The 17729-nt window shown below is 74.7% G+C and carries 19 protein-coding genes; 10 read left to right on the top strand and 9 right to left on the bottom strand.

Annotation, left to right across the window (positions count from 1 at the left end; translation table 11 throughout):
- Nucleotides 1–30: 30 nt before the first annotated feature.
- The 6 genes from ACF08D_RS26175 (at nucleotide 31) to ACF08D_RS26150 (ending at nucleotide 5247) form a co-directional block, all read left to right on the top strand.
- A complete protein-coding gene (locus ACF08D_RS26175; protein ID WP_392225804.1) occupies nucleotides 31–1290 on the top strand; it encodes an exo-beta-N-acetylmuramidase NamZ domain-containing protein in 1260 nt (419 codons plus the stop codon).
- 306 nt (nucleotides 1291–1596) lie between these two features.
- Nucleotides 1597–2208: a hypothetical protein gene (locus ACF08D_RS26170; RefSeq protein ID WP_392225802.1), complete on the top strand. Its 612-nt coding sequence runs from the start codon at nucleotides 1597–1599 to the stop codon at nucleotides 2206–2208.
- 99 nt (nucleotides 2209–2307) lie between these two features.
- A complete protein-coding gene (locus tag ACF08D_RS26165) occupies nucleotides 2308–3039 on the top strand; it encodes a 3-keto-5-aminohexanoate cleavage protein (protein ID WP_392225800.1) in 732 nt (243 codons plus the stop codon).
- Nucleotides 3040–3112: 73 nt separating this feature from the next.
- Nucleotides 3113–4180 (top strand): RNA ligase (ATP), encoded by a 1068-nt coding sequence (locus ACF08D_RS26160; protein ID WP_392225798.1) that lies wholly within the window; start codon nucleotides 3113–3115, stop codon nucleotides 4178–4180.
- Between the two features lie 98 nt (nucleotides 4181–4278).
- Nucleotides 4279–4701 (top strand): Hsp20/alpha crystallin family protein, encoded by a 423-nt coding sequence (locus ACF08D_RS26155; RefSeq protein WP_392226354.1) that lies wholly within the window; start codon nucleotides 4279–4281, stop codon nucleotides 4699–4701.
- A 138-nt stretch (nucleotides 4702–4839) separates the two neighbouring features.
- On the top strand, nucleotides 4840–5247 hold the full coding sequence (locus ACF08D_RS26150) for a DUF2267 domain-containing protein (protein ID WP_392225797.1): 408 nt from the start codon (nucleotides 4840–4842) through the stop codon (nucleotides 5245–5247).
- A 69-nt stretch (nucleotides 5248–5316) separates the two neighbouring features.
- Here the strand turns inward: ACF08D_RS26150 and soxR are convergent, their stop codons facing one another.
- Nucleotides 5317–5784: a redox-sensitive transcriptional activator SoxR gene (soxR, locus tag ACF08D_RS26145; protein WP_392225795.1), complete on the bottom strand. Its 468-nt coding sequence runs from the start codon at nucleotides 5782–5784 to the stop codon at nucleotides 5317–5319.
- Between the two features lie 103 nt (nucleotides 5785–5887).
- Between soxR and ACF08D_RS26140 the strand changes: the two genes are divergently transcribed.
- Complete coding sequence (locus ACF08D_RS26140; protein WP_392225793.1) at nucleotides 5888–6349, top strand: MaoC family dehydratase; 462 nt, start codon at nucleotides 5888–5890, stop codon at nucleotides 6347–6349.
- Here the strand turns inward: ACF08D_RS26140 and ACF08D_RS26135 are convergent.
- The 3 genes from ACF08D_RS26135 to ACF08D_RS26125 all read right to left on the bottom strand — a co-directional run bounded on the left by ACF08D_RS26135 (nucleotide 6340) and on the right by ACF08D_RS26125 (nucleotide 8603).
- Nucleotides 6340–6984: a TetR/AcrR family transcriptional regulator gene (locus ACF08D_RS26135; protein WP_392225791.1), complete on the bottom strand. Its 645-nt coding sequence runs from the start codon at nucleotides 6982–6984 to the stop codon at nucleotides 6340–6342. The genes ACF08D_RS26140 and ACF08D_RS26135 overlap by 10 nt on opposite strands.
- 120 nt (nucleotides 6985–7104) lie before the next feature.
- A complete protein-coding gene (locus ACF08D_RS26130; RefSeq protein ID WP_392225789.1) occupies nucleotides 7105–7392 on the bottom strand; it encodes a YiaA/YiaB family inner membrane protein in 288 nt (95 codons plus the stop codon).
- A 59-nt stretch (nucleotides 7393–7451) separates the two neighbouring features.
- Nucleotides 7452–8603 (bottom strand): acyl-CoA dehydrogenase family protein, encoded by a 1152-nt coding sequence (locus tag ACF08D_RS26125; protein ID WP_392226352.1) that lies wholly within the window; start codon nucleotides 8601–8603, stop codon nucleotides 7452–7454.
- Nucleotides 8604–8664: 61 nt separating this feature from the next.
- Here ACF08D_RS26125 and ACF08D_RS26120 point away from each other — a divergent pair, with 61 nt between their 5' ends.
- A complete protein-coding gene (locus ACF08D_RS26120; RefSeq protein ID WP_392225788.1) occupies nucleotides 8665–9342 on the top strand; it encodes a TetR/AcrR family transcriptional regulator in 678 nt (225 codons plus the stop codon).
- Here the strand turns inward: ACF08D_RS26120 and ACF08D_RS26115 are convergent.
- The 4 genes from ACF08D_RS26115 to ACF08D_RS26100 all read right to left on the bottom strand — a co-directional run bounded on the left by ACF08D_RS26115 (nucleotide 9339) and on the right by ACF08D_RS26100 (nucleotide 15083).
- Nucleotides 9339–10418, bottom strand: coding sequence for a zinc-binding dehydrogenase (locus ACF08D_RS26115; protein WP_392225786.1), 1080 nt, complete (start codon nucleotides 10416–10418; stop codon nucleotides 9339–9341). The genes ACF08D_RS26120 and ACF08D_RS26115 overlap by 4 nt on opposite strands.
- Before the next feature lie 36 nt (nucleotides 10419–10454).
- Nucleotides 10455–11849 (bottom strand): aldehyde dehydrogenase family protein, encoded by a 1395-nt coding sequence (locus ACF08D_RS26110; protein WP_392225784.1) that lies wholly within the window; start codon nucleotides 11847–11849, stop codon nucleotides 10455–10457.
- A 169-nt stretch (nucleotides 11850–12018) separates the two neighbouring features.
- Nucleotides 12019–13599 carry an amidohydrolase gene (locus tag ACF08D_RS26105; RefSeq protein ID WP_392225782.1) on the bottom strand — a complete coding sequence of 527 codons (1581 nt, stop codon included), beginning with the start codon at nucleotides 13597–13599 and terminating at the stop codon, nucleotides 12019–12021.
- Nucleotides 13596–15083, bottom strand: coding sequence for an APC family permease (locus tag ACF08D_RS26100; protein ID WP_392225780.1), 1488 nt, complete (start codon nucleotides 15081–15083; stop codon nucleotides 13596–13598). The genes ACF08D_RS26105 and ACF08D_RS26100 overlap by 4 nt, the downstream gene beginning before the upstream one ends.
- 169 nt (nucleotides 15084–15252) lie before the next feature.
- Here ACF08D_RS26100 and ACF08D_RS26095 point away from each other — a divergent pair, with 169 nt between their 5' ends.
- On the top strand, nucleotides 15253–15915 hold the full coding sequence (locus tag ACF08D_RS26095) for a TetR/AcrR family transcriptional regulator (RefSeq protein WP_392225779.1): 663 nt from the start codon (nucleotides 15253–15255) through the stop codon (nucleotides 15913–15915).
- Nucleotides 15912–16274 (top strand): hypothetical protein, encoded by a 363-nt coding sequence (locus ACF08D_RS26090; RefSeq protein WP_392225777.1) that lies wholly within the window; start codon nucleotides 15912–15914, stop codon nucleotides 16272–16274. The genes ACF08D_RS26095 and ACF08D_RS26090 overlap by 4 nt, the downstream gene beginning before the upstream one ends.
- Nucleotides 16275–16335: 61 nt before the next feature.
- Here the strand turns inward: ACF08D_RS26090 and ACF08D_RS26085 are convergent, their stop codons facing one another.
- On the bottom strand, nucleotides 16336–17724 hold the full coding sequence (locus ACF08D_RS26085; protein ID WP_392225775.1) for a CitMHS family transporter: 1389 nt from the start codon (nucleotides 17722–17724) through the stop codon (nucleotides 16336–16338).
- Nucleotides 17725–17729: the final 5 nt, after the last annotated feature.

Raw genomic sequence — 17729 nt, 5'->3', positions numbered from 1 at the left:
CCCGGTCGTTCGAGTCACGGAGGTGTGCGGATGAACGTGTCCAGGCGGGGTCTGCTGGTCGCGGGCGGCGCGGCGGGGGTGGCCGCGGGGACGGCGGGTGCGTCGGCGGGGTCCGCCGCCGCGCGGGGCCCCGGGGGCGGGCGGCGGGTGCGGACCGGTTTCGACCGGCTCGCCGCCGGCGGGTACGCGGAGCTGGCGGGGCAGCGGGTGGGGGTGGTGACCAACCCGACCGGGGTGGACCCGGCGGTGCGCCACATCGTGGACGTGATGCACGCCGACGACCGGGTGGACCTGGTGGCGGTGTTCGGGCCCGAGCACGGCTTCCGGGGGACGGCCCAGGCGGGCGGGTCGGAAGGGCGGTACGACGACCCGGCGACGGGGCTGCCGGTCTACGACACGTACCTCAAGAGCGGGCAGGCGCTGGCGGACGTCTTCACCGCCTCCGGGGTGGACACGGTGGTGTTCGACATCCAGGACGCGGGCGCCCGCTTCTACACGTACATCTGGACCCTGTACGACTGCATGGTGGCGGCGGTGCTGGCGGGGAAGCGGCTGGTGGTGCTGGACCGGCCCAACCCGGTGACCGGGCGGGCGGCCTCCGGGCCCGTGCTGGACAAGGCGTTCGCGACCTTCGTGGGGCGCGAGCCGATCGCCCAGGCGCACGGGATGACGGTGGCGGAGCTGGCGCGGCTGTTCAACGGCGAGTTCCTGGCGGAGCCGGCGGAGCTGGCGGTGGTCCGGATGGACGGGTGGCGCCGGTCGGACTTCTTCGACGCCACGGGGCTGCCGTGGGTGCCGCCGAGCCCCAACATGCCGACGCCCGAGACGGCACTGGTGTACGCCGGGACCTGCCTGTTCGAGGGGACGAACCTGTCGGAGGGGCGGGGCACGACCCGGCCGTTCGAGCTGCTGGGCGCGGAGGGCGTGGACCGGCGGTGGGCGGAGGCGGCGAACGCGCTGGAGCTGCCGGGCCTCCGGTTCCGGGAGGCGTACTTCACGCCCTCGTTCTCCAAGTTCCAGGGCAGGACGGTGGGCGGGGTGCAGCTCCATGTGCACGACCGGGCGGCCTTCGACCCGGTGCGCACCGGGATCGGGCTGCTGGTGACCGCGCGGCGCTCCTGGAGCGGTTTCGCCTGGCGGGCCGACCACTGGATCGACAAGCTGACCGGTTCGGCGCGGGTGCGGACGCTGATCGACGCCGGGGCGGACACGGACGAGGTGGTGGGCGCCTGGCGGGCGGACCTGGCCGCGTTCCGGGCGGTACGGCGGCGGTACCTGATGTACCGCTGAGGCCGCCGCGCCCCGCGCCGCCGCCGCGCTCCCGGCCGACCGGCCGGAACGGTGGTATCCCGCCGATACCGGCGGGCGGCCGCCGCCGGCCGGCGCCCGCGCGGCGGTGCGGGCGCCGGGCCGCGCCCGCACCCCCTGCGGGGTGAGGGCGCGTCAACTCCCGTACTCCGGCGCACCCCGTACGGTGGGGGCATTTCACGTCAGATGCCCGCTGATGGTCCCCATTCGTTTTTCGATGGAGCCAACCTGGGAACCCGTACGTCCATTCATCGACGCCGAAGTACGAGTGACGGAGGTGGCAGTGCGATGGCCGGTTTCCGGAGTCTGGCGAGACAGGTCCGTGATCCGGGATGCGATCTGGCTCTGCGGCGGTACTCGCTGCGCAAGTGCCTTGAGCGGTTCGCCCCTTATGGGCACCGGGCGACCTGGGACCACCTGTGCCGGAGGCACCGGTTCGGGCCCGAGGACCGGGACCCCGATCCGGCGCGGCTGGTGGCCGCGCTCGACGAGCTGGAGGAGGCGCGGGCCGTCTGGCTCGCCTACGAGGAGCAGTTCGCCGAGCGCCGCAGGCGCGAGAAGCACGACGGGCTGCGGCGGCCCGGCTGGATCGACGACTGGCACCGGCGCACCTGGGGCGGCAACGGGGTCGCCCGGTGCGACGACCCGTCGCTGCATCCGGGGCTGCCGCTGGCCGAGGCGCTGCGCCGGCTGATCGCGTCGCTGGAGGCGGGGCCCGGGGAGCAGTGCCCGGTGTGCGCGGGTGACGGGATCGTCTGGCGGCCCGATCTGTCGAACGAGCCGTGGTACGGGCCGGTGTGCACGGGCTGCGGTGTGGTGGTGCCGCAGGCGGTGCTGACGCCGGAGGCGCTGGCGGCGGCCAAGCGCGGCCGGCACAAGGTGCTCGCCTCGGTGGCGTGAGCGGTCGGTGGCGTGAGCGGTCGGTGGCGTGAGCGGGAGCCGCTCGTCCGGGAGGGCCGCCATGGGCCCGTTGTCAGTGGCGGGTGCCACCATCGGGACATGATCCAGGTCTGCCTGAACGGGTCGCGGGGCGCCGGCGACGGTGCGTCCGTGCCGCTGTCGCCCGGTGCCATGGCCGAGTCGGCCGCCCGCGCGGTCGCCGCCGGAGCGGCCGAGGTGCACGTCCACCCCAAGACGCCCTGCGGGAGCGACACCTTGTCCCCGCGCGTGGTGGCGGCGGTGCTGGAGGCGATACGCGGCGCGGTGGACGTCCCGGTCGGGGTGACCACCGGCGCGTGGGCCGAGCCGGACCCCCGGCGGCGGGTGGAGCGGGTGCGCGCCTGGACGGTGCTGCCCGATCTCGCCTCGGTGAACTGGCACGAGCCGGGCGCCGAGGAGGTCGCATCCGCACTGCTGGAGCGCGGTGTGGGCGTCGAGGCCGGGGTGTGGTCGGGGACGGACGGGGCGCGGCGGTTCCTGGCGTCGCCCCTGGCGCCCCGGGTGACGCGGGTGCTGGCCGAGGTGACGGACCGCGATCCGGTGACGGCGCCGGAGACGGCCCGCGCCCTGCTGGCCGCGCTGGACGCGGGCGGGGGCGCCGTGGGCGTACCGGTGCTGCTGCACGGCGAGGAGGAGGGCGCCTGGCCGGTGCTGCGGCTGGCGGTGCGGCGGGGGATGGCCACCCGGGTGGGTCTGGAGGACACGCTGCTGCTGCCCGGCGGGCGCCCGGCGCGGTCCAACGCGGCGCTGGTCGCGGCGGCGTGCGCCCTGCGGGACGCTAGCAGGCCGTAAATCGGGTGGGCCACCGGTTTCGGCGGGGGCGACAGTGGGCGGCGACGAGCACCGCACCACGAGGAGAGAGCCCATGTCGACGCTGCGGGTCACCGCCGAGCCGCTGACCGTCCACCCCCATCCGAACGCCGACGCGCTGGAGCTGGCCCAAGTGGGCCTGTATCGCGCGGTGGTGGCCAAGGGGGCTTACCGCACCGGTGACTTCGCGGTGTACATACCCGAGCAGGCGGTGCTGCCGGCCGCGCTGGTGGAGGAGCTGGGGCTGACCGGGCGGCTCGCCGGGAAGGCGTCGGACCGGGTCAAGGCGGTGCGGCTGCGCGGGGAGCTGTCGCAGGGCATCGTGTGCCGGCCGCGCGCGCTGGCGGACGTGGACCTGGCGAGGGCGGCGGCCGAGGGCACCGACTTCGCGGAGGCGCTGGGCATCACCAAGTGGGTGCCGCCGGTGCCGACGACGATGAGCGGCGACGTGGAGCCGGCGCCCGACCTGCTGCCGTGGGTCGACATCGAGAACGTGCGGCGCTACCCGGACCTGTTCGCTCCGGGCGAGCCGGTGGTGCTGACGGAGAAGCTGCACGGCACGGCCTGCCTGATGACGTATGTCGCCGGGGAGGGGCGGGTGCTGGTCTCCTCGAAGGGCTTCGGCTCCAAGGGCCTGGCCCTGGCGGAGGACCCGCGCAATGTGTACTGGCGGGCGGCCCGGGCGTACGACCTGCCCGGGGTCGCGGCCCGGCTGGCCGCCGCGCTGGGCGCGACCCGGGTGGGGCTCTTCGGCGAGGTGTACGGCGCGGGGGTGCAGGACCTGGGCTACGGGGCGAACGCCCGTGGCGGGGAGATCGGCTACGCGCTGTTCGACGTGGCGGCGGAGACCGGCGGGCGGGTGCGCTGGCTGGACCCGGCGGAGGTGCTGGGCGACGCCCTGCCGCTGGCGCCCCGGCTGTACACCGGCCCGTACGACATCACGACCGTGCTGGAGCTGGCCACCGGCCGGGAGACGGTCTCCGGCAAGGAGCTGCACCTGCGGGAGGGGGTGGTGATCCGGCCGGTGACCGAGCGGTACAGCCCCGTGGTGGGCGGCCGGGCGATCGCCAAGGCGGTCAGCCCCGCGTACCTGACCCGGAAGGGCGGCACGGAATTCGAGTGAGCTTTCTTGAGTCGCCTCTTGTCAACTTGGGCCGGTTGGGGTTATAAGAAATACGCGAACGTCAGCACCATCCTTTGAACAGAGGAGGAGGACCGATGATGCTGATGCGGACCGACGCCTTCCGTGAGTTCGACCGGCTCACCGAGCGCCTGCTGGGCACCGGGGCGCACCCGGCAACCATGCCGATGGACGCCTACCGCGAGGGGGACGTCTTCGTCGTACGGCTCGACCTTCCGGGCGTCAGCCCCGAGAGCATCGACCTCGACGTCGAGCGCAATGTCCTGACCGTCCGGGCCGAGCGCCGGACGGACCCGGAGGGCGACGCCGAGATGGTGATCGCCGAGCGGCCGGCCGGCACCTTCAGCCGCCAGCTGTTCCTGGGCGAGACGCTGGACACCGAGCGCATCGACGCCTCGTACGACCTGGGGGTCCTGACCCTGCGGATCCCGGTCGCCGAGCAGGCCAAGCCCCGCAAGATCGCCATCAGCGGCGGCGGCGAGCGCCGGCAGATCAGCGGCTGACCGGCCCCGCCGCGACGCCACCGGCGCGGGCGGGCCGTCCGCCGGCCCGCCCCGCCCCCCGCCCCCCGGCCGCCGGGCCCGGCTCCGGCCCCGCCCGGCGGTCGCCCCCCGCCCATCGATCGACGCCCGGGGAGAACGATGCGCATGCAATGGGACGCGTTCCTCGACGCGGTGCGGGAGCGCGGCGAGTACCCCTCCCGGCGGGAGGCCGACCGGGCCGCCCGTGTGGTCCTCGCCCTGCTGGGCGCGCACCTCGTGGGCACCGAGCGCGCCGAGCTGGCCGCCCGTCTGCCGGAGACCTGCGCCCTGGTCCTGCTGAACCCGCTGCCCGCCGCCGAACCACTGGGGCCCGAGCGGTTCGTGCGGGCCACGGCCGCCTGGATCGAGGGCGCGACGGAGGAGACCGCCACCTGGGACGTCGGCGCGGTCCTCAGCGTGGCGGCCGACCTGGCGGACGAGGACCTGATGCGCCGGATCCTGCTGCAACTGCCGCCGGGGTACGACCTGCTGTTCGGCCGCCCCGGCCTCGCCGAACCGGAGGCATAGGCACCGGACCCCCGAGGGGCCCGGGGCAGACGAGGAGCCCGGGGCCGACGAGGACCCCGGGCCACGGGACTACGACGAGCCCCGGCGCTCCGGGATCAGCCGGGAGCCGGCCATCCGCTCGCCGGCCGCGTCGTCGGGGTTGGACAGCACACAGGTCCGCAGGGACAGGCAGCCGCACCCGATGCAGTCGGTGAGGTGGTCCCGCAGCCGGGCGAGCCGCTCTATCCGCTCGTCCAGCTCGGAGCGCCACGCCTCCGACAGCCGCGCCCAGTCCTCCCGGGTGGGCGTGCGCTCCTCGGGGAGTTCCGCGAGGGCCTCCCGGATGGTGGCGAGCGGGATGCCCACGCGCTGGGCGGCGCGGACGAAGGCGACCCGGCGCAGGGTGTCCCTGGTGTAGCGCCGCTGGTTGCCGCTGGTGCGGCGGGCGCTGATCAGGCCCTTGGACTCGTAGAAGTGCAGGGCCGAGACGGCCGCTCCGCTGCGCGCGGAGAGCTGGCCGACGGTGAGCTCGTGGATCTTCTCCGGAATCTGTGGCACCCCGCGAACCCTACTGGCCCCCGGCCGTGGTCCGTTGACAGGACCACTTCCGCACCAGCATGCTGAGCAAGCGCTTAGACATCGAGAGTCAGGGAGCCGGGCCATGGCAGAACCGAGGATCTACACGTCCGCCGACGAACTGCGCGGCGCGGTCGGCGAGCAACTGGGGCACAGCGACTGGCTGGAGATCGACCAGGAGCGGATCGACCGGTTCGCCGAGGCGACCGGCGACCACCAGTGGATCCATGTGGACCCGGAGCGCGCCGCCGCCGGCCCGTTCGGGACGACCATCGCGCACGGCTATCTGACCCTGTCCCTGCTGCCGCTGTTCGTGCCGCAGATCATGCGGGTCGAGGGCGTGCGGATGGGCGTCAACTACGGGACGAACAAGGTCCGCTTCCCCGCCCCCGTACCGGTCGGGTCCCGGCTGCGCGCCACCGCCGTCCTCGCGGACGTGCAGGAGGCGGGCGGCGGGGTGCAGGTGACGGCCGCGGTGACCGTGGAGCGCGAGGGCGGCGCCAAGCCGGTGTGCGTCGCCGAGTCGGTGTCCCGCTACTACTTCTGAGCCCCGCCGGGCTCCGCGGCACCCACCATCCGCAGGACGAGGTCGGCGTAGAGCGCGCCGACCTCGTCGGGCGTACGGCGCCCGGCCGTGTTGAACCAGCGGGCCACGTCGATGCAGAGCGAGAGCACCGCGAGCGTGGTCCCGGCCACGTCGGGGACGTCGAACTCCCCCGCCGCGACGCCGTCGTTGATGATGCGGCGCACCGCCGCGTCGCTCTCGCGGCGCAGCTCGAAGATCTCCTCGCGGTGCTCCTCGCCCAGCGAGTCCAGTTCGTACTGCACCACGCGCGCGGTGGTGCGCCGCCCGGCGTGCCAGCGGACGAAGGAGCGCACGGCGCAGGCGAGGCGCTCGGCGGCGGTCCCGGGGCCGTCGGCGGCGGCCTGGAGGATCTCCAGCGCCTTCACATGGCCGATGCGGCTGATCCGGTGGAGCAGCTCTTCCTTGGTCTTGTAGTGGATGTAGAGCGCGGCCGGGCTCATCCCGGCCCGGCCCGCGATGTCACGGGTGGTGGTGGCGTGGTAGCCGCGCTCGGCGAAGGCGTCGACGGCCGCGACGAGCAGGCGCCTGGCCGCGTCGGGCGTCACCTCGTCCCACGGCGTGTCCTCGCCGCCGGCCGTGTCCTCCGCCGTGCTCATCGCTCGCCCCTTCCGGTGTCCCGGGGGCCTTCCGCGGCCCCGGGCCCTTCGCCGTGTCCCTGCGCCCCGGGACCGTGCCGGTTCCGGGGCGAACACCATACCCCGACAGTGAGCAAGCGCTTAGAGCTTCTGGAAGGGGTCGTGCTCGGCGAGCAGCTTCTCCAGCCGGGCCTGGTCGACCCGGCTGACGATCTGCCCGGCCTCCTGCCGGTCGCGGACGACCTTGGCCAGGGTGAAGGCGGAGGTGGTCAGGTAGAGCACGGCGATGCCCAGGAAGGCCCGTACCCAGGCGTCGGCGTCCAGGTTCACGATGCCGACGGCGACGGCGCCCAGTGCGACGGCGAAGGAGGCGACGGCCTGGCCGTAGTAGGCGGCGGTGTTCTGCTGCTTGACCGGTGTGTCACTCATGGCCACAGGATCGGCGGGCGCGGCCCCGGCGGCCTCCGCCGGCGTACTCAGGCCGGTACTCAGAAGGCGGAGACGCCCGTGAGTGCCCGGCCGATGATCAGCTTCTGGATCTGGCTGGTGCCCTCGTAGAGGGTCATCACGCGCGCGTCGCGCAGCAGCTTGCCGGCCGGGTACTCGTCGATGTAGCCGTATCCGCCGAAGACCTGGAGCGCGTTCCCGGCGCAGCGGACGGCGGCCTCGGAGGCGAACAGCTTGGCTTGGGAGGCGGCCGTGGCGAAGTCCTGGCCCCGGTCGACGAGGTCGGCGACCCGCCAGGTGAGCAGCCGCGCCGCGTCGACGTCCACGGCGATGTCGCTGATGAGTTCCTGGACGAGCTGGTACGAGGCGATGGGCCGGCCGAACTGCTCGCGCTCGGCCGCGTAGCCCACGGCCGCGTCCAGGGCGGCCCGTGCGATGCCGACGCACCCGGCGGCCACCGACATCCGCCCCTTGGCGAGCGCGGACATGGCGACGGAGAAGCCCTTGCCCTCGGGGCCGAGCAGGGCGGACGCCGGGACGCGGACGTCCTCCAGCACCAGCTCCGCGGTGGCCTGGCCGCGCAGTCCGAGCTTGCCGTGGATGGGGCGGCGGGCCAGGCCGGGGCTGTCGGCGGGGACGAGGAAGGCGGAGACGCCCCGGTGGCCGGGGGTGTCGTTGGTACGGGCGAAGAGCAGCACCACATCGGCCCAGGTGCCGTTGGTGATGAACATCTTGGTGCCGCTGATCCGGTAGTCGCCGCCGTCGCGGACGGCCCGGGTGGTGAGGTTCCCGGCGTCGGAGCCGGTGCCCGGTTCGGTGAGGCCGAAGCAGCCGATGGCCTCGCCGGAGGTCAGCCGGGGCAGCCAGTGCCGTTTCTGCTCCTCGTCGCCCCAGGCGGCGACGGTCTTGGCGACCAGGCCCAGCGAGACGGACACGATGCCGCGCACGGACGAGTCGCCCCGCCCCAGCTCCTCGGTCACCAGGCAGTAGGCCAGGTGGTCGCCGCCGGAGCCGCCGTACTCCTCGGGGACGGTGAGGCCGAGGAAGCCCAGCGCGCCCAGCTTCCGCACGATCGACATGTCGACGCTCTCGGCCCGGTCCCAGTCGGCGGCGTACGGGGCGACCTCGCGCCGGACGAAGTCCTCGGCGAGCCGGCGGACGGCCGTCTGCTCCTCGCTCAGCTCCAGGTTCACCGTGGCCACCCCACTTTAACTATCACTGCTAGTTTCTGGTCCCGGGCCTACTATGTGCCGCATGGCCCGACCGCGCAAGCCCCTGCTCAGCCGAGACCGCATCGTCGCCGCGGCCGGCGCGCTGGTGGACGCGGAGGGCCTGGAGGCCGTCTCGACCCGGCGGCTCGCCGCCGAACTGGGCGTGAGCGGGCCCTCGCTGTACAACCACTTCCGCACCAAGGACGAGATCCTGGAGGCGGTCGCCGACGCGGTGAGCGCCCAGGTCGACCTGTCGATGTTCGCCGAGGACGACGGGCGCGACTGGCGCACGGCGCTGCACGACTGGGCGCTGTCCTACCGGGCGGCCCTCACCGACCACCCGCACATCGTGCCGGTCCTGGCGCGCGGCCCCGGCCGCCGGCCGGCCGGGCTGCGGGTGGCCGACGCGGTCTTCGGCGCGATGGTGCGCGCCGGCTGGCCCCCGGCGCACGCCACCCACATCGGCGCGCTGATGCGGTACTTCGTCACCGGCTCGGCGCTCGGCTCCTTCGCCGGCGGCTTCGTGGCCGACGAGGCGGCGTACGACCCGGCCGACTACCCCCACCTCGGGCAGGCGCACCTGCTGGCGGAGCACCGGGAGCGGGTCGACGAGGGCGCCTTCGAGACCGGCCTGCGGGCGCTGCTCGACGGCCTCGCGGTGCGGTACGAGGCCGTGGCGCGCCGCCCCTCCCCCGGCCCGGCCGCCCCCGCGGGCTCCTAGAACACCACCAGCGCCCGGCCGCCCCGGCCCGCGAGCATGGCGTCGAACGCCGCCGGGATGCCCTCCAGGGAGATGCGCTCGGTGACCAGGGCGCCCGGGTCGAGGCGTCCGGCCCGGATGTGGGCGGCGAGCACCGGCAGGTCGGCGGCCGGGTCGCAGTTGCCGTACACGCAGCCGGAGAGCGTACGGCCCCAGTGGAAGATCTCCAGGGCGTTGAACGTCACCTGCTGGTCCTTGCCGCCGATCCCGACGACCGTGGTGCGCCCGCCGCGCCGGGTGGAGTCCCAGGCGGTACGGATGGAGGCGGCGCGGCCCGCGCACTCGACGGCCACGTCGGCACCGTGCCCACCGGTGAGGGCGCGGACCTCCTTGGCGGTGGTGGCGGAGGCGACGACGTACTCGGTGGCCCCGGCGCCGCGGGCCAGCTCCTCCTTCCCGGGGGACACGTCCACCGCCACGACGGTGCCCGCGCCCGCGAGGCGGGCGGCCTGGAGGGTGGCGAGGCCCACCCCGCCCACGCCCACCACGACGACCGACTCGCCCTCCCGCACCCGCGCGGAGTGGTGGATCGCCCCGTACCCGGTGAGCACCGCGCACCCGAGCAGCGCCGCGTCGGTGAGCGGCACCCCGTCCGGCACGGGCAGGACGCAGCCGGCGGCGACGACGGTCTCCTCGGCGAACGCGGCGACGTTCAGGCCCGGGTGCAGCTCGGTGCCGTCCTCGGTGACGGCGTACACGTTCCCGGCACCGGTGAGGGCGTGGGCGCACAGCCACACCTCGCCGAGGCGGCAGTGGTGGCAGGTGCCGCAGGACGGCGCCCAGTTGAGGACGACGCCGTCCCCGGGGGCGACATGGGTGACGCCCTCGCCCACGGCGAGCACCGTGCCGGCGCCCTCGTGGCCGAGGACGGCCGGGACGGGCACCCTCATGGTGCCGTTGGACAGCGACAGGTCGGAGTGGCAGACCCCGGCGGCGGCGAGGCGGACCCTCACCTGGCCGGGGCCGGGCTCCGGGAGCTCGATGCCGGTGATCTCCAGCGGGGCACCTATGGCGGGCAGGACGGCGGCGCGGACCACGATCGTTGTCTCCCGGGTCTCAGGGTGGGAAGGGGGTCAGAACTGGAGGGACTTGGTCTGGAGGTACTCGGCGAGGCCGTGCGCGCCCAGCTCGCGCCCGACGCCCGACTGCTTGTACCCGCCGAAGGGGGCGAGCGGGTTGAACCGGCCGCCGTTGATGTCGACCTGTCCGGTGTCCATCCGGCGCGCGAAGGCGACGGCGGTCTCGTCGTCGGCCGCCCACACCGCGCCCGCCAGGCCGTAGACGGTGCCGTTGGCGATCCGCAGGGCGTCGTCCTCGTCCTCGTACGCCAGGATGGACACGACCGGGCCGAAGATCTCCTCCTGGGCGACGGTCATGGCGGGGGTCACGTCGGCGAGGACGGTGGGGCTGACGTAGTAGCCGGTGTCCAGGGGCGCTTCGGGGCCGCCGGCGGCGATCCGGGCGCCCTCGGCGACGCCCTGCTCGATGTAGCCGCGCACCCGGTCGCGCTGGGCGGCGTTCACCAGCGGGCCGATGCGGTCGCCGGGCACGTACTTGGCGGCGGCCCGCGCGGCGAGCGCGACGGCCTCGTCGTACTGGTCGCGGTGGACGAGCATCCGGGTCCAGGCGCTGCACGTCTGGCCGGAGTTGGACATCACGTTGGCGACGCCGACGGCGACCGCCTTGCCGAGGTCGGCGCCCGGCAGGATGACGTTGGCGGACTTGCCGCCCAGCTCCAGCGCGACGCGCTTGACCGCCCCGCCGGCGAGGGCGCCGATCCGCCGGCCGACGGCGGTGGAGCCGGTGAAGGAGACCATGTCGACCCCGGGGTGCTCGGCGAGGGCCTGCCCGGCGACCGGGCCGAGGCCCGTCACCAGGTTGAACACCCCGGCGGGCAGCCCCGCTTCGTGCGCGGCCTCCGCGAAGTGCCGGGCGGTCAGCGGGGTGTCCTCGGCCGGCTTGAGGACCACGGTGCACCCGGCGGCCAGGGCGGGGGCCACCTTGGCGACGATCTGGTGCAGCGGGTAGTTCCAGGGGGTGATCGCGCCGACGACGCCGACCGGTTCGAGGAGCACGGTGGAGTTGCCGGCCTTCTCCTCGAAGGCGTACGTGGCGGCCAGTTCGGCGTACGAGCCGGCGACGGCCACCGGCAGGCCGGCGTGCACGGCCAGCGCCGTCTGCGGCGGGGCTCCCAGCTCGGCGGTGACGGTGGCGGCGATCTCCTCCGTGCGGGCCGCGAGGGCGTCGCGCAGGGCGGCGAGCCGGGCGGCCCGCCCGGCGGGCGGGGTGGCGGCCCAGCCGGGGAGGGCCGCGCGGGCGGCCCGGACGGCGGCGTCGACGTCCTCGGCGGTGCCGGCCGGGACGTGCGCGATCACCTGCTCGTCCGCCGGGTTCACCACCGCGATGGTGTCGGTGCCGGCGGCGGGCCGCCAGGCGCCGTCGATGTACATCCCGTCGTGGGCCTTCATCCGCTTCTCCTCCGGGCCGTGGGCCGTGCGTCTGACTGCCACCCAAACTAGCGGTGGTAGTTTTTGGGCGCCAGGGGCTGCGCGACCGACCCCATCACATCAGAGACCGCCCGGGGCGTGTCCGCCGAGGCGGGCCGCCGGCCCGGCACCGGCGGCCCGCCCGGGGGCGTCACACCGCCCGGTGGGTGATCCGGCCGGCCGAGACGGTCAGCCGGACCGGGGCGTCGGCGACCTCGTCGGCCGGCGCGTCCACCGGGTCGACGGCGAACGCCGTGAGGTCCGCCCGCAGGCCCGGCGCGATCCGCCCCGCCACCGCCTGCTCGCCCGCCGCGACCGCCGCATGGGTGGTGCACCCCTCCAGGGCCATCAGCCCGGTCAGGCCCCGCCCGGCCGCCGCCGCGCCGCGCGGGACCCGGGCGGTGGCCAGCACCTGCCGGGCGTCGTAGTGGGCGATCGGCCAGTCGGAGCCCAGCGCCAGATACGCCCCGGCGTCCCGCAGATCGCGGCAGCGCCAGGCCCGTGCCGCCCGCTCCCCGCCCAGCCGCCGGGACCACTCGTCGGTGCCGTCGGCACGGGTGTACGCGGTGTGCGGCGGCTGCATGGAGGCGATGACGCCCAGGTCGGCGAAGCGGGCGAGCTGCTCGGCGGGCACCGTCTCGATGTGCTCGATCCGGTGCGCGAGCCGGCCGCTCTCCCCCAGCGACTCCACGGTGTCCAGGACGTGCCGCACCGCCGCGTCGCCGATGGCGTGGGTGGCGGTGCGCACCCCGGCGGCGTGCAGCCGGCGCACGGCGGTGCTGTACGCGGCGGGGTCCGGCCAGAACGCCTCCGTGCCCGTGCCGTGGCAGTCGGCGTGCTCCAGCCAGGCGGTGCCGCCCTCGACGGTGCCGTCCATGAAGAACTTCACGCCCCCGACGAGCCAGTCGCGGCCGTGCGTCCCCTGGAGGGCGATCAGTTCGTCCAGCGCGGCGTCGTCGGCGCCCGGCATGCACCAGGGGGCGAGCCGCAGCCGCAGCGGGAGGTGGCCCGTCTCCTCCACGGCCGCCAGCAGCGCGGGGACGTCCCCGCCGCCGAGGTCCATCACATGGGCGCCGGTGAGCCCGGTGGCGGCCATCGCGGACAGCAGGGCGACGAGCCGGTCGCGCCGCTCCTCGTACGGGGGCCCCGGCAGCACGGAGGAGACCAGGTCCATCGCCGCGTGCTCGATCAGGTGGCCGGTGGGCCGCCCGGCGGGGTCGCAGACCACCTCGGAGCGCTGGGCGAAGGCGCGCGGCCCGTCGATCCCGGCGGCCCGCAGCGCGGCGCCGTTCACCAGGGCGGAGTGGCCGTCGTACAGCCGGATGAAGACCGGGACGTCCGGTACGGCGTCCTCGATGAGCGCCCGGTCGACGGGCCGGCCGCCGAAGGCGTTGTGGTCGAGGCCGTGCGCGACGATCCAGCCGCCGGTGCGCCCGGCGCCCCGCAGCGCGGCCCGGAGGCCGTCGGTGTCGGTGACGGCGGAGAGGTCGAGCCCGGTCGCCATGTCCAGCCCCCAGACGGGGTGGCTGTGGGAGTCGGTGAGCCCGGGGGTGAGGGCGGCCCCGGCGAGGTCGACCGTCTCGGTGCCGGGGCCGGTCCAGTCGCGGGCGTCGGAGGCGTCGCCGACGGCCTCGATCAGGCCGCCGCGCACGGCGACGGCGGTGGCGTGCGGCCGGGCGGCGTCGAGGGTGCGGACCTTGGCACCGGTGAGGACGAGGTCGGCGGTGGTCACGGGCGTACTCCTTGGGGGGTTCGGTCGGCGGGTTCCTCGGCGAAGCGGGCGTACACCTCGGGCCGGGTGCGGCGCAGCCGGTGCGCCAGCAGCAGGCCGAGGAGGAACACCCCGGGCACGAGGGCGACGAGCACGGTGTTGACGGTGGCCGGCGCGCCGGTGAAGGCGTCGATCCGGGTCATGACGAGTCCGATGGCGGCGGCGAGGAGCACCGCCGCCGTCACCGGGGCGACGAGGGTGCGCAGCACGCCCTCGCCGTGCGGGACGCGGCGGAAGTAGCAGGGGATGGCGATCGCGGCGAGCAGCTGGAGCACCATCAGGCCGATCCCGCCGGGGGTGTTCACCCACAGCAGCAGCTGGGTGTACGGGTCGGCCCCGGCGAGCGCGAAGGCGCCGACGACCACCAGCCCGAGGGCGGTCTGGGCGGCCCCGGCCCGGTGCGGTGAGCCGTGCCGGGGGTGGACCCTGGCGAGGGAGGCGGGCAGGACGCCCTCCTCGGCGAGGGCGAGGCAGTAGCGGTTGATGGCGTTGTGGAAGGCGAGCAGCGAGGCGAGGACGCTGGTGACGATGAGGATGTGCATCAGGTCGGCGGCCCAGGCGCCGACGTAGGTGGTGATGGCGGCGAAGAACAGGCCGCCGGGGTCCTCGCTCGCCGCCCGGACGACCCGCTCGTCGCCGTACGCCTGGATCACGGCCCAGACGGTGAACGCGTAGAACAGGCCGAGGAAGCAGACGGCGGCGTAGGTGGCGCGGGGGACGGTCCGCTCGGGGTCGCGGGCCTCGCGGCGGTAGATGACGGTGGACTCGAAGCCGGTGAAGGCGATGAAGGCGAAGGCGAGGACGACGGAGGTGCCGGGGACGAGGACGTTGGCGGGGGCGAAGGAGGCGAGGGACAGTCCGTCGGCGCCGCCCTCGATCAGCACCCCGCCGGCGAGGAGGACGAGGATGCCGGTCTCGGCGACCAGCAGGACGCCCAGGACCTTGGCGCCGAAGTCGATGGAGCGGTGGCCGCCGTACCAGATCAGGAGCAGGCCGGCGAGGGCGATCGGCAGCCAGGGGATCTCGGTGCCCCACAGGGCGAGCGCGGTGTCGGCCCCGGCGCTGCCGAGGAGTCCGTACACCCCGATCTCCATGCCGTTGTAGCCGACGACGGCGAGGAGCGCCGCGCCGATGCCGGCGGGCTTGCCCAGGCCGCGCGCGATGTACGCGTAGAAGGCGCCGCCGCTGCGGATGTGACGGCTCATGGTGGTGAAACCGACGGCGAAGATGGTGAGCGTGACACCGGCGATGAGGTACGCGACGGGCGCGCCGATGCCGCCCTGGACGATGCCGATGGGGGCGACGCCCGCCATGACGGTGAGCGGGGCGGCGGCGGAGACGACGAAGAAGGCGATGTCGGCGGTGCCGAGGGTGCCGGTGCGCAAAGCGGGCGGGGCGGGTGGCCGCCCGGCCGTGGGCTCGGGCGCCTGGGAGGTCACGGGCATGGGTGTGGGCGGGCCCTTCTGCGTGCGGGGAGCGGGAGACGGGCGGGGCGGACGGGCACCCGGAACGAGGCCGAGAGGCTCCCGGAACGGGAAACCTAAAGGCTTTCGGTTTCGGCAATGTAGCCTCCCGGAGGGCATCCGGGAAGACCTCACGACAGGAGCCGGCACCATGGGACGGCCGCGTACACCCCTGCTGGACCGCGCGCGTATCACCACGACGGCGCTGCGACTGGTCGACGAGCAGGGCGAGTTCAGCGTGCCGCAGGTGGCACGGCGGCTCGGGGTGCAGACCGGTTCGGTGTACCACCACGTGGACGGCCGGGACGGCATCGTGGAGCTGATGCGGGAGCGGATCTGCGAGGCGATCGACTCGGGCACCCTCGACGGGGGGCCCTGGGACGCGGCGATGACCGCCTGGGCCCGCTCCTACCGCGCCGCGTTCGCCGCCCATCCGCGCGTCATCCCGCTGCTGATGACGTCACCGGTGCGGGCGCCGAAGGTGCTGGAGCAGTACGAACGGGCGGTGGGCCTGATGCTGGACGCCGGCTTCGCGGTGGCGGACGTGATGCCGGTGATCACCGGGCTGGAGAACCTGGTGCTGGGCTCGGCCCTGGACCTGGCCGCGCCCGAGACGATGTGGGAGCTGCCCGACGAGCCCGGTGCCACCCCGCACCTGGCCCGCGCCCTCACGGCGGTGGGCCCGGGCCGCGCGGACGCGGCCTTCGAGCTGGCGCTCACGGCCCTGATCGCCCACTGCCGGACGCTGCTGGACCCCGAGGACGGCGGCCCCACGGGCCTCCGGCATACCGGCCGGCCGGGGGCGGGGACATGAGCGGGAACCTGCCCGACGACGTGGCCGACGTGCTGGGGCTGGTCCTCGACGGGGACGACCCGGTTCGCGCCGCTCTGCGCGGGCACGTCCCGTACCTCCGCGTGACGTCCCGCTGCACCTGTGGCTGCGGCTCGGCCTACTTCGCCCTCGACACCGGCGAGGTCGACCGCGCCCCGACCGGCCCCGGCGCGGTCGTGGCCGCCGACGCGCTGCTGTACACCGAGGCCGGCGACTGCCCCGGCGAGGTTCTGGTCGTCGCGCGCGACGGCTGCCTGGCGTGGCTGGAGGTCTGTTCCTGGAGCGACGACATCGAGGTGACGCTGACCGCCGCACGGAGGTGGCTCCGGCCTTCCCCGTAGGCACGGACGGCACGGGCGCTCAGGGCGCCTCCGGGGCGGCGGGCGGTCGGGGGCCGTTCCGTCAGACCGTGCCGAAGAGGATGCCCGCGCCGAGTACCACCAGGGAGGTGAGCGCCGCCCATTTGACGGTGAAGCGGGTGTGGTCGCCGAACTCGACCTTGGCCATGCCGACCAGGACGTACACGGCGGGCACCAGGGGGCTGGACATGTGCAGGGCCTGGCCGGCCAGGGAGGCGCGGGCGATCTCCAGCGGGGAGACGCCGTGCGCGGCGCCGGCCTCGGCGAGGACGGGCAGGACACCGAAGTAGAAGCCGTCGTTGGACATGAAGTACGTCAGCGGCAGGCTCAGCAGGCCGGTGACGAGCGCCATGTGCGGGCCCATCGCGTCGGGGACGGCGCCGACGAGCCAGTCGGCCATGTGCTGGACCATGCCGGTGCCGGTGAGGACACCGGTGAAGACGGCGGCGGCGAAGACCATGCCGGAGACGTTGAGGACATTGTCGGCGTGGGCCGCGATCCGGGCCTTCTGGTCGGGCATGTGGGGGAAGTTGACGGTGAGGGCGAGGGCGGCGCCGATGAGGAAGAGCACCGGGATGGGCAGCACTTCCATGATCATCGAGGCGAGGAGGGCCACGGTGAGGGCCGCGTTGAACCAGTAGAGCCGGGGCCGGAGGGTGGGGCGGTGCGGGTCGAGCCCCTGGAAGCCGCCCGTGGCGGCCGGGGCGTCCTCCCCGCCGGTGCCGGCGCCGCCCGTGGCGGCCGGGCGGTCCGTACCGCCGCCCGCCGTGGCGAGGACCGTCTCGGTGCGGGGCTCCAGCGCCTCGTCCAGGGTGAGGTAGCCGATCCGCTTCCGCTCGCGCCGGCCCAGCAGGTACGCGAGGACGAGGACGAAGAGCAGGCCGGCGCCCAGCGCCGGGATCATCGGCACGAAGATGTCACCGGCGTCCACCTTGAGCGCGGTGGCCGCGCGGGCGGTGGGGCCGCCCCAGGGGAGCGTGTTCATCACGCCGTTGGCGGTGGCGGCGACCCCGGTCATCACGACCAGGCTCATCCCGAGGCGCTTGTAGAGCGGGTACATCGCCGAGACGGTGATCATGAAGGTGGTCGAGCCGTCGCCGTCCAGCGAGACGATCGCGGCGAGGACCGCCGTACCGACCACGACCCGCACCGGATCGGCCTTGCAGAAGCGCAGGATCCCCCGGACGATCGGGTCGAACAGGCCCACGTCGATCATCACGCCGAAGTAGACGATGGCGAACATCAGCATCGCGGCGGTGGGCGCGAGGTTGCCGACGCCCTCCAGGACGTAGTCGCCGAGCCGCGCGCCCTGCCCCACCAGGACGCAGAAGAGCGCGGGGACGAGGACGAGCGCCGCGATCGGCGACATCTTCCTCATCATGATCAGGACCAGGAAGGTCGCGATCATGACGAAGCCGAGGACGGTCAGCATGGAGG

It is taken from the genome of Streptomyces sp. NPDC015131 (assembly GCF_043079975.1).
In the GTDB taxonomy this organism is placed as follows: domain Bacteria; phylum Actinomycetota; class Actinomycetes; order Streptomycetales; family Streptomycetaceae; genus Streptomyces.
Note: the sequence above shows the minus strand (reverse complement) of the source record. Positions and strands in the feature narration are given on the sequence as shown.

Excerpts from the sequence above, each read along its gene's own strand:
- ACF08D_RS26085 (WP_392225775.1), bottom strand. The coding sequence starts at position 17,724 with ATGCTGACCGTCCTCGGCTTCGTCATGATCGCGACCTTCCTGGTCCTG.
- ACF08D_RS26140 (WP_392225793.1), top strand. The coding sequence starts at position 5,888 with ATGGCAGAACCGAGGATCTACACGTCCGCCGACGAACTGCGCGGCGCG.
- ACF08D_RS26110 (WP_392225784.1), bottom strand. The coding sequence starts at position 11,849 with ATGAAGGCCCACGACGGGATGTACATCGACGGCGCCTGGCGGCCCGCC.
- ACF08D_RS26160 (WP_392225798.1), top strand. The coding sequence starts at position 3,113 with ATGTCGACGCTGCGGGTCACCGCCGAGCCGCTGACCGTCCACCCCCAT.
- ACF08D_RS26170 (WP_392225802.1), top strand. The coding sequence starts at position 1,597 with ATGGCCGGTTTCCGGAGTCTGGCGAGACAGGTCCGTGATCCGGGATGC.
- ACF08D_RS26100 (WP_392225780.1), bottom strand. The coding sequence starts at position 15,083 with ATGCCCGTGACCTCCCAGGCGCCCGAGCCCACGGCCGGGCGGCCACCC.
- ACF08D_RS26175 (WP_392225804.1), top strand. The coding sequence starts at position 31 with ATGAACGTGTCCAGGCGGGGTCTGCTGGTCGCGGGCGGCGCGGCGGGG.
- ACF08D_RS26155 (WP_392226354.1), top strand. The coding sequence starts at position 4,279 with ATGCTGATGCGGACCGACGCCTTCCGTGAGTTCGACCGGCTCACCGAG.
- ACF08D_RS26130 (WP_392225789.1), bottom strand. The coding sequence starts at position 7,392 with ATGAGTGACACACCGGTCAAGCAGCAGAACACCGCCGCCTACTACGGC.
- ACF08D_RS26120 (WP_392225788.1), top strand. The coding sequence starts at position 8,665 with ATGGCCCGACCGCGCAAGCCCCTGCTCAGCCGAGACCGCATCGTCGCC.
- ACF08D_RS26150 (WP_392225797.1), top strand. The coding sequence starts at position 4,840 with ATGCGCATGCAATGGGACGCGTTCCTCGACGCGGTGCGGGAGCGCGGC.
- ACF08D_RS26165 (WP_392225800.1), top strand. The coding sequence starts at position 2,308 with ATGATCCAGGTCTGCCTGAACGGGTCGCGGGGCGCCGGCGACGGTGCG.
- ACF08D_RS26090 (WP_392225777.1), top strand. The coding sequence starts at position 15,912 with ATGAGCGGGAACCTGCCCGACGACGTGGCCGACGTGCTGGGGCTGGTC.
- ACF08D_RS26135 (WP_392225791.1), bottom strand. The coding sequence starts at position 6,984 with ATGAGCACGGCGGAGGACACGGCCGGCGGCGAGGACACGCCGTGGGAC.
- ACF08D_RS26095 (WP_392225779.1), top strand. The coding sequence starts at position 15,253 with ATGGGACGGCCGCGTACACCCCTGCTGGACCGCGCGCGTATCACCACG.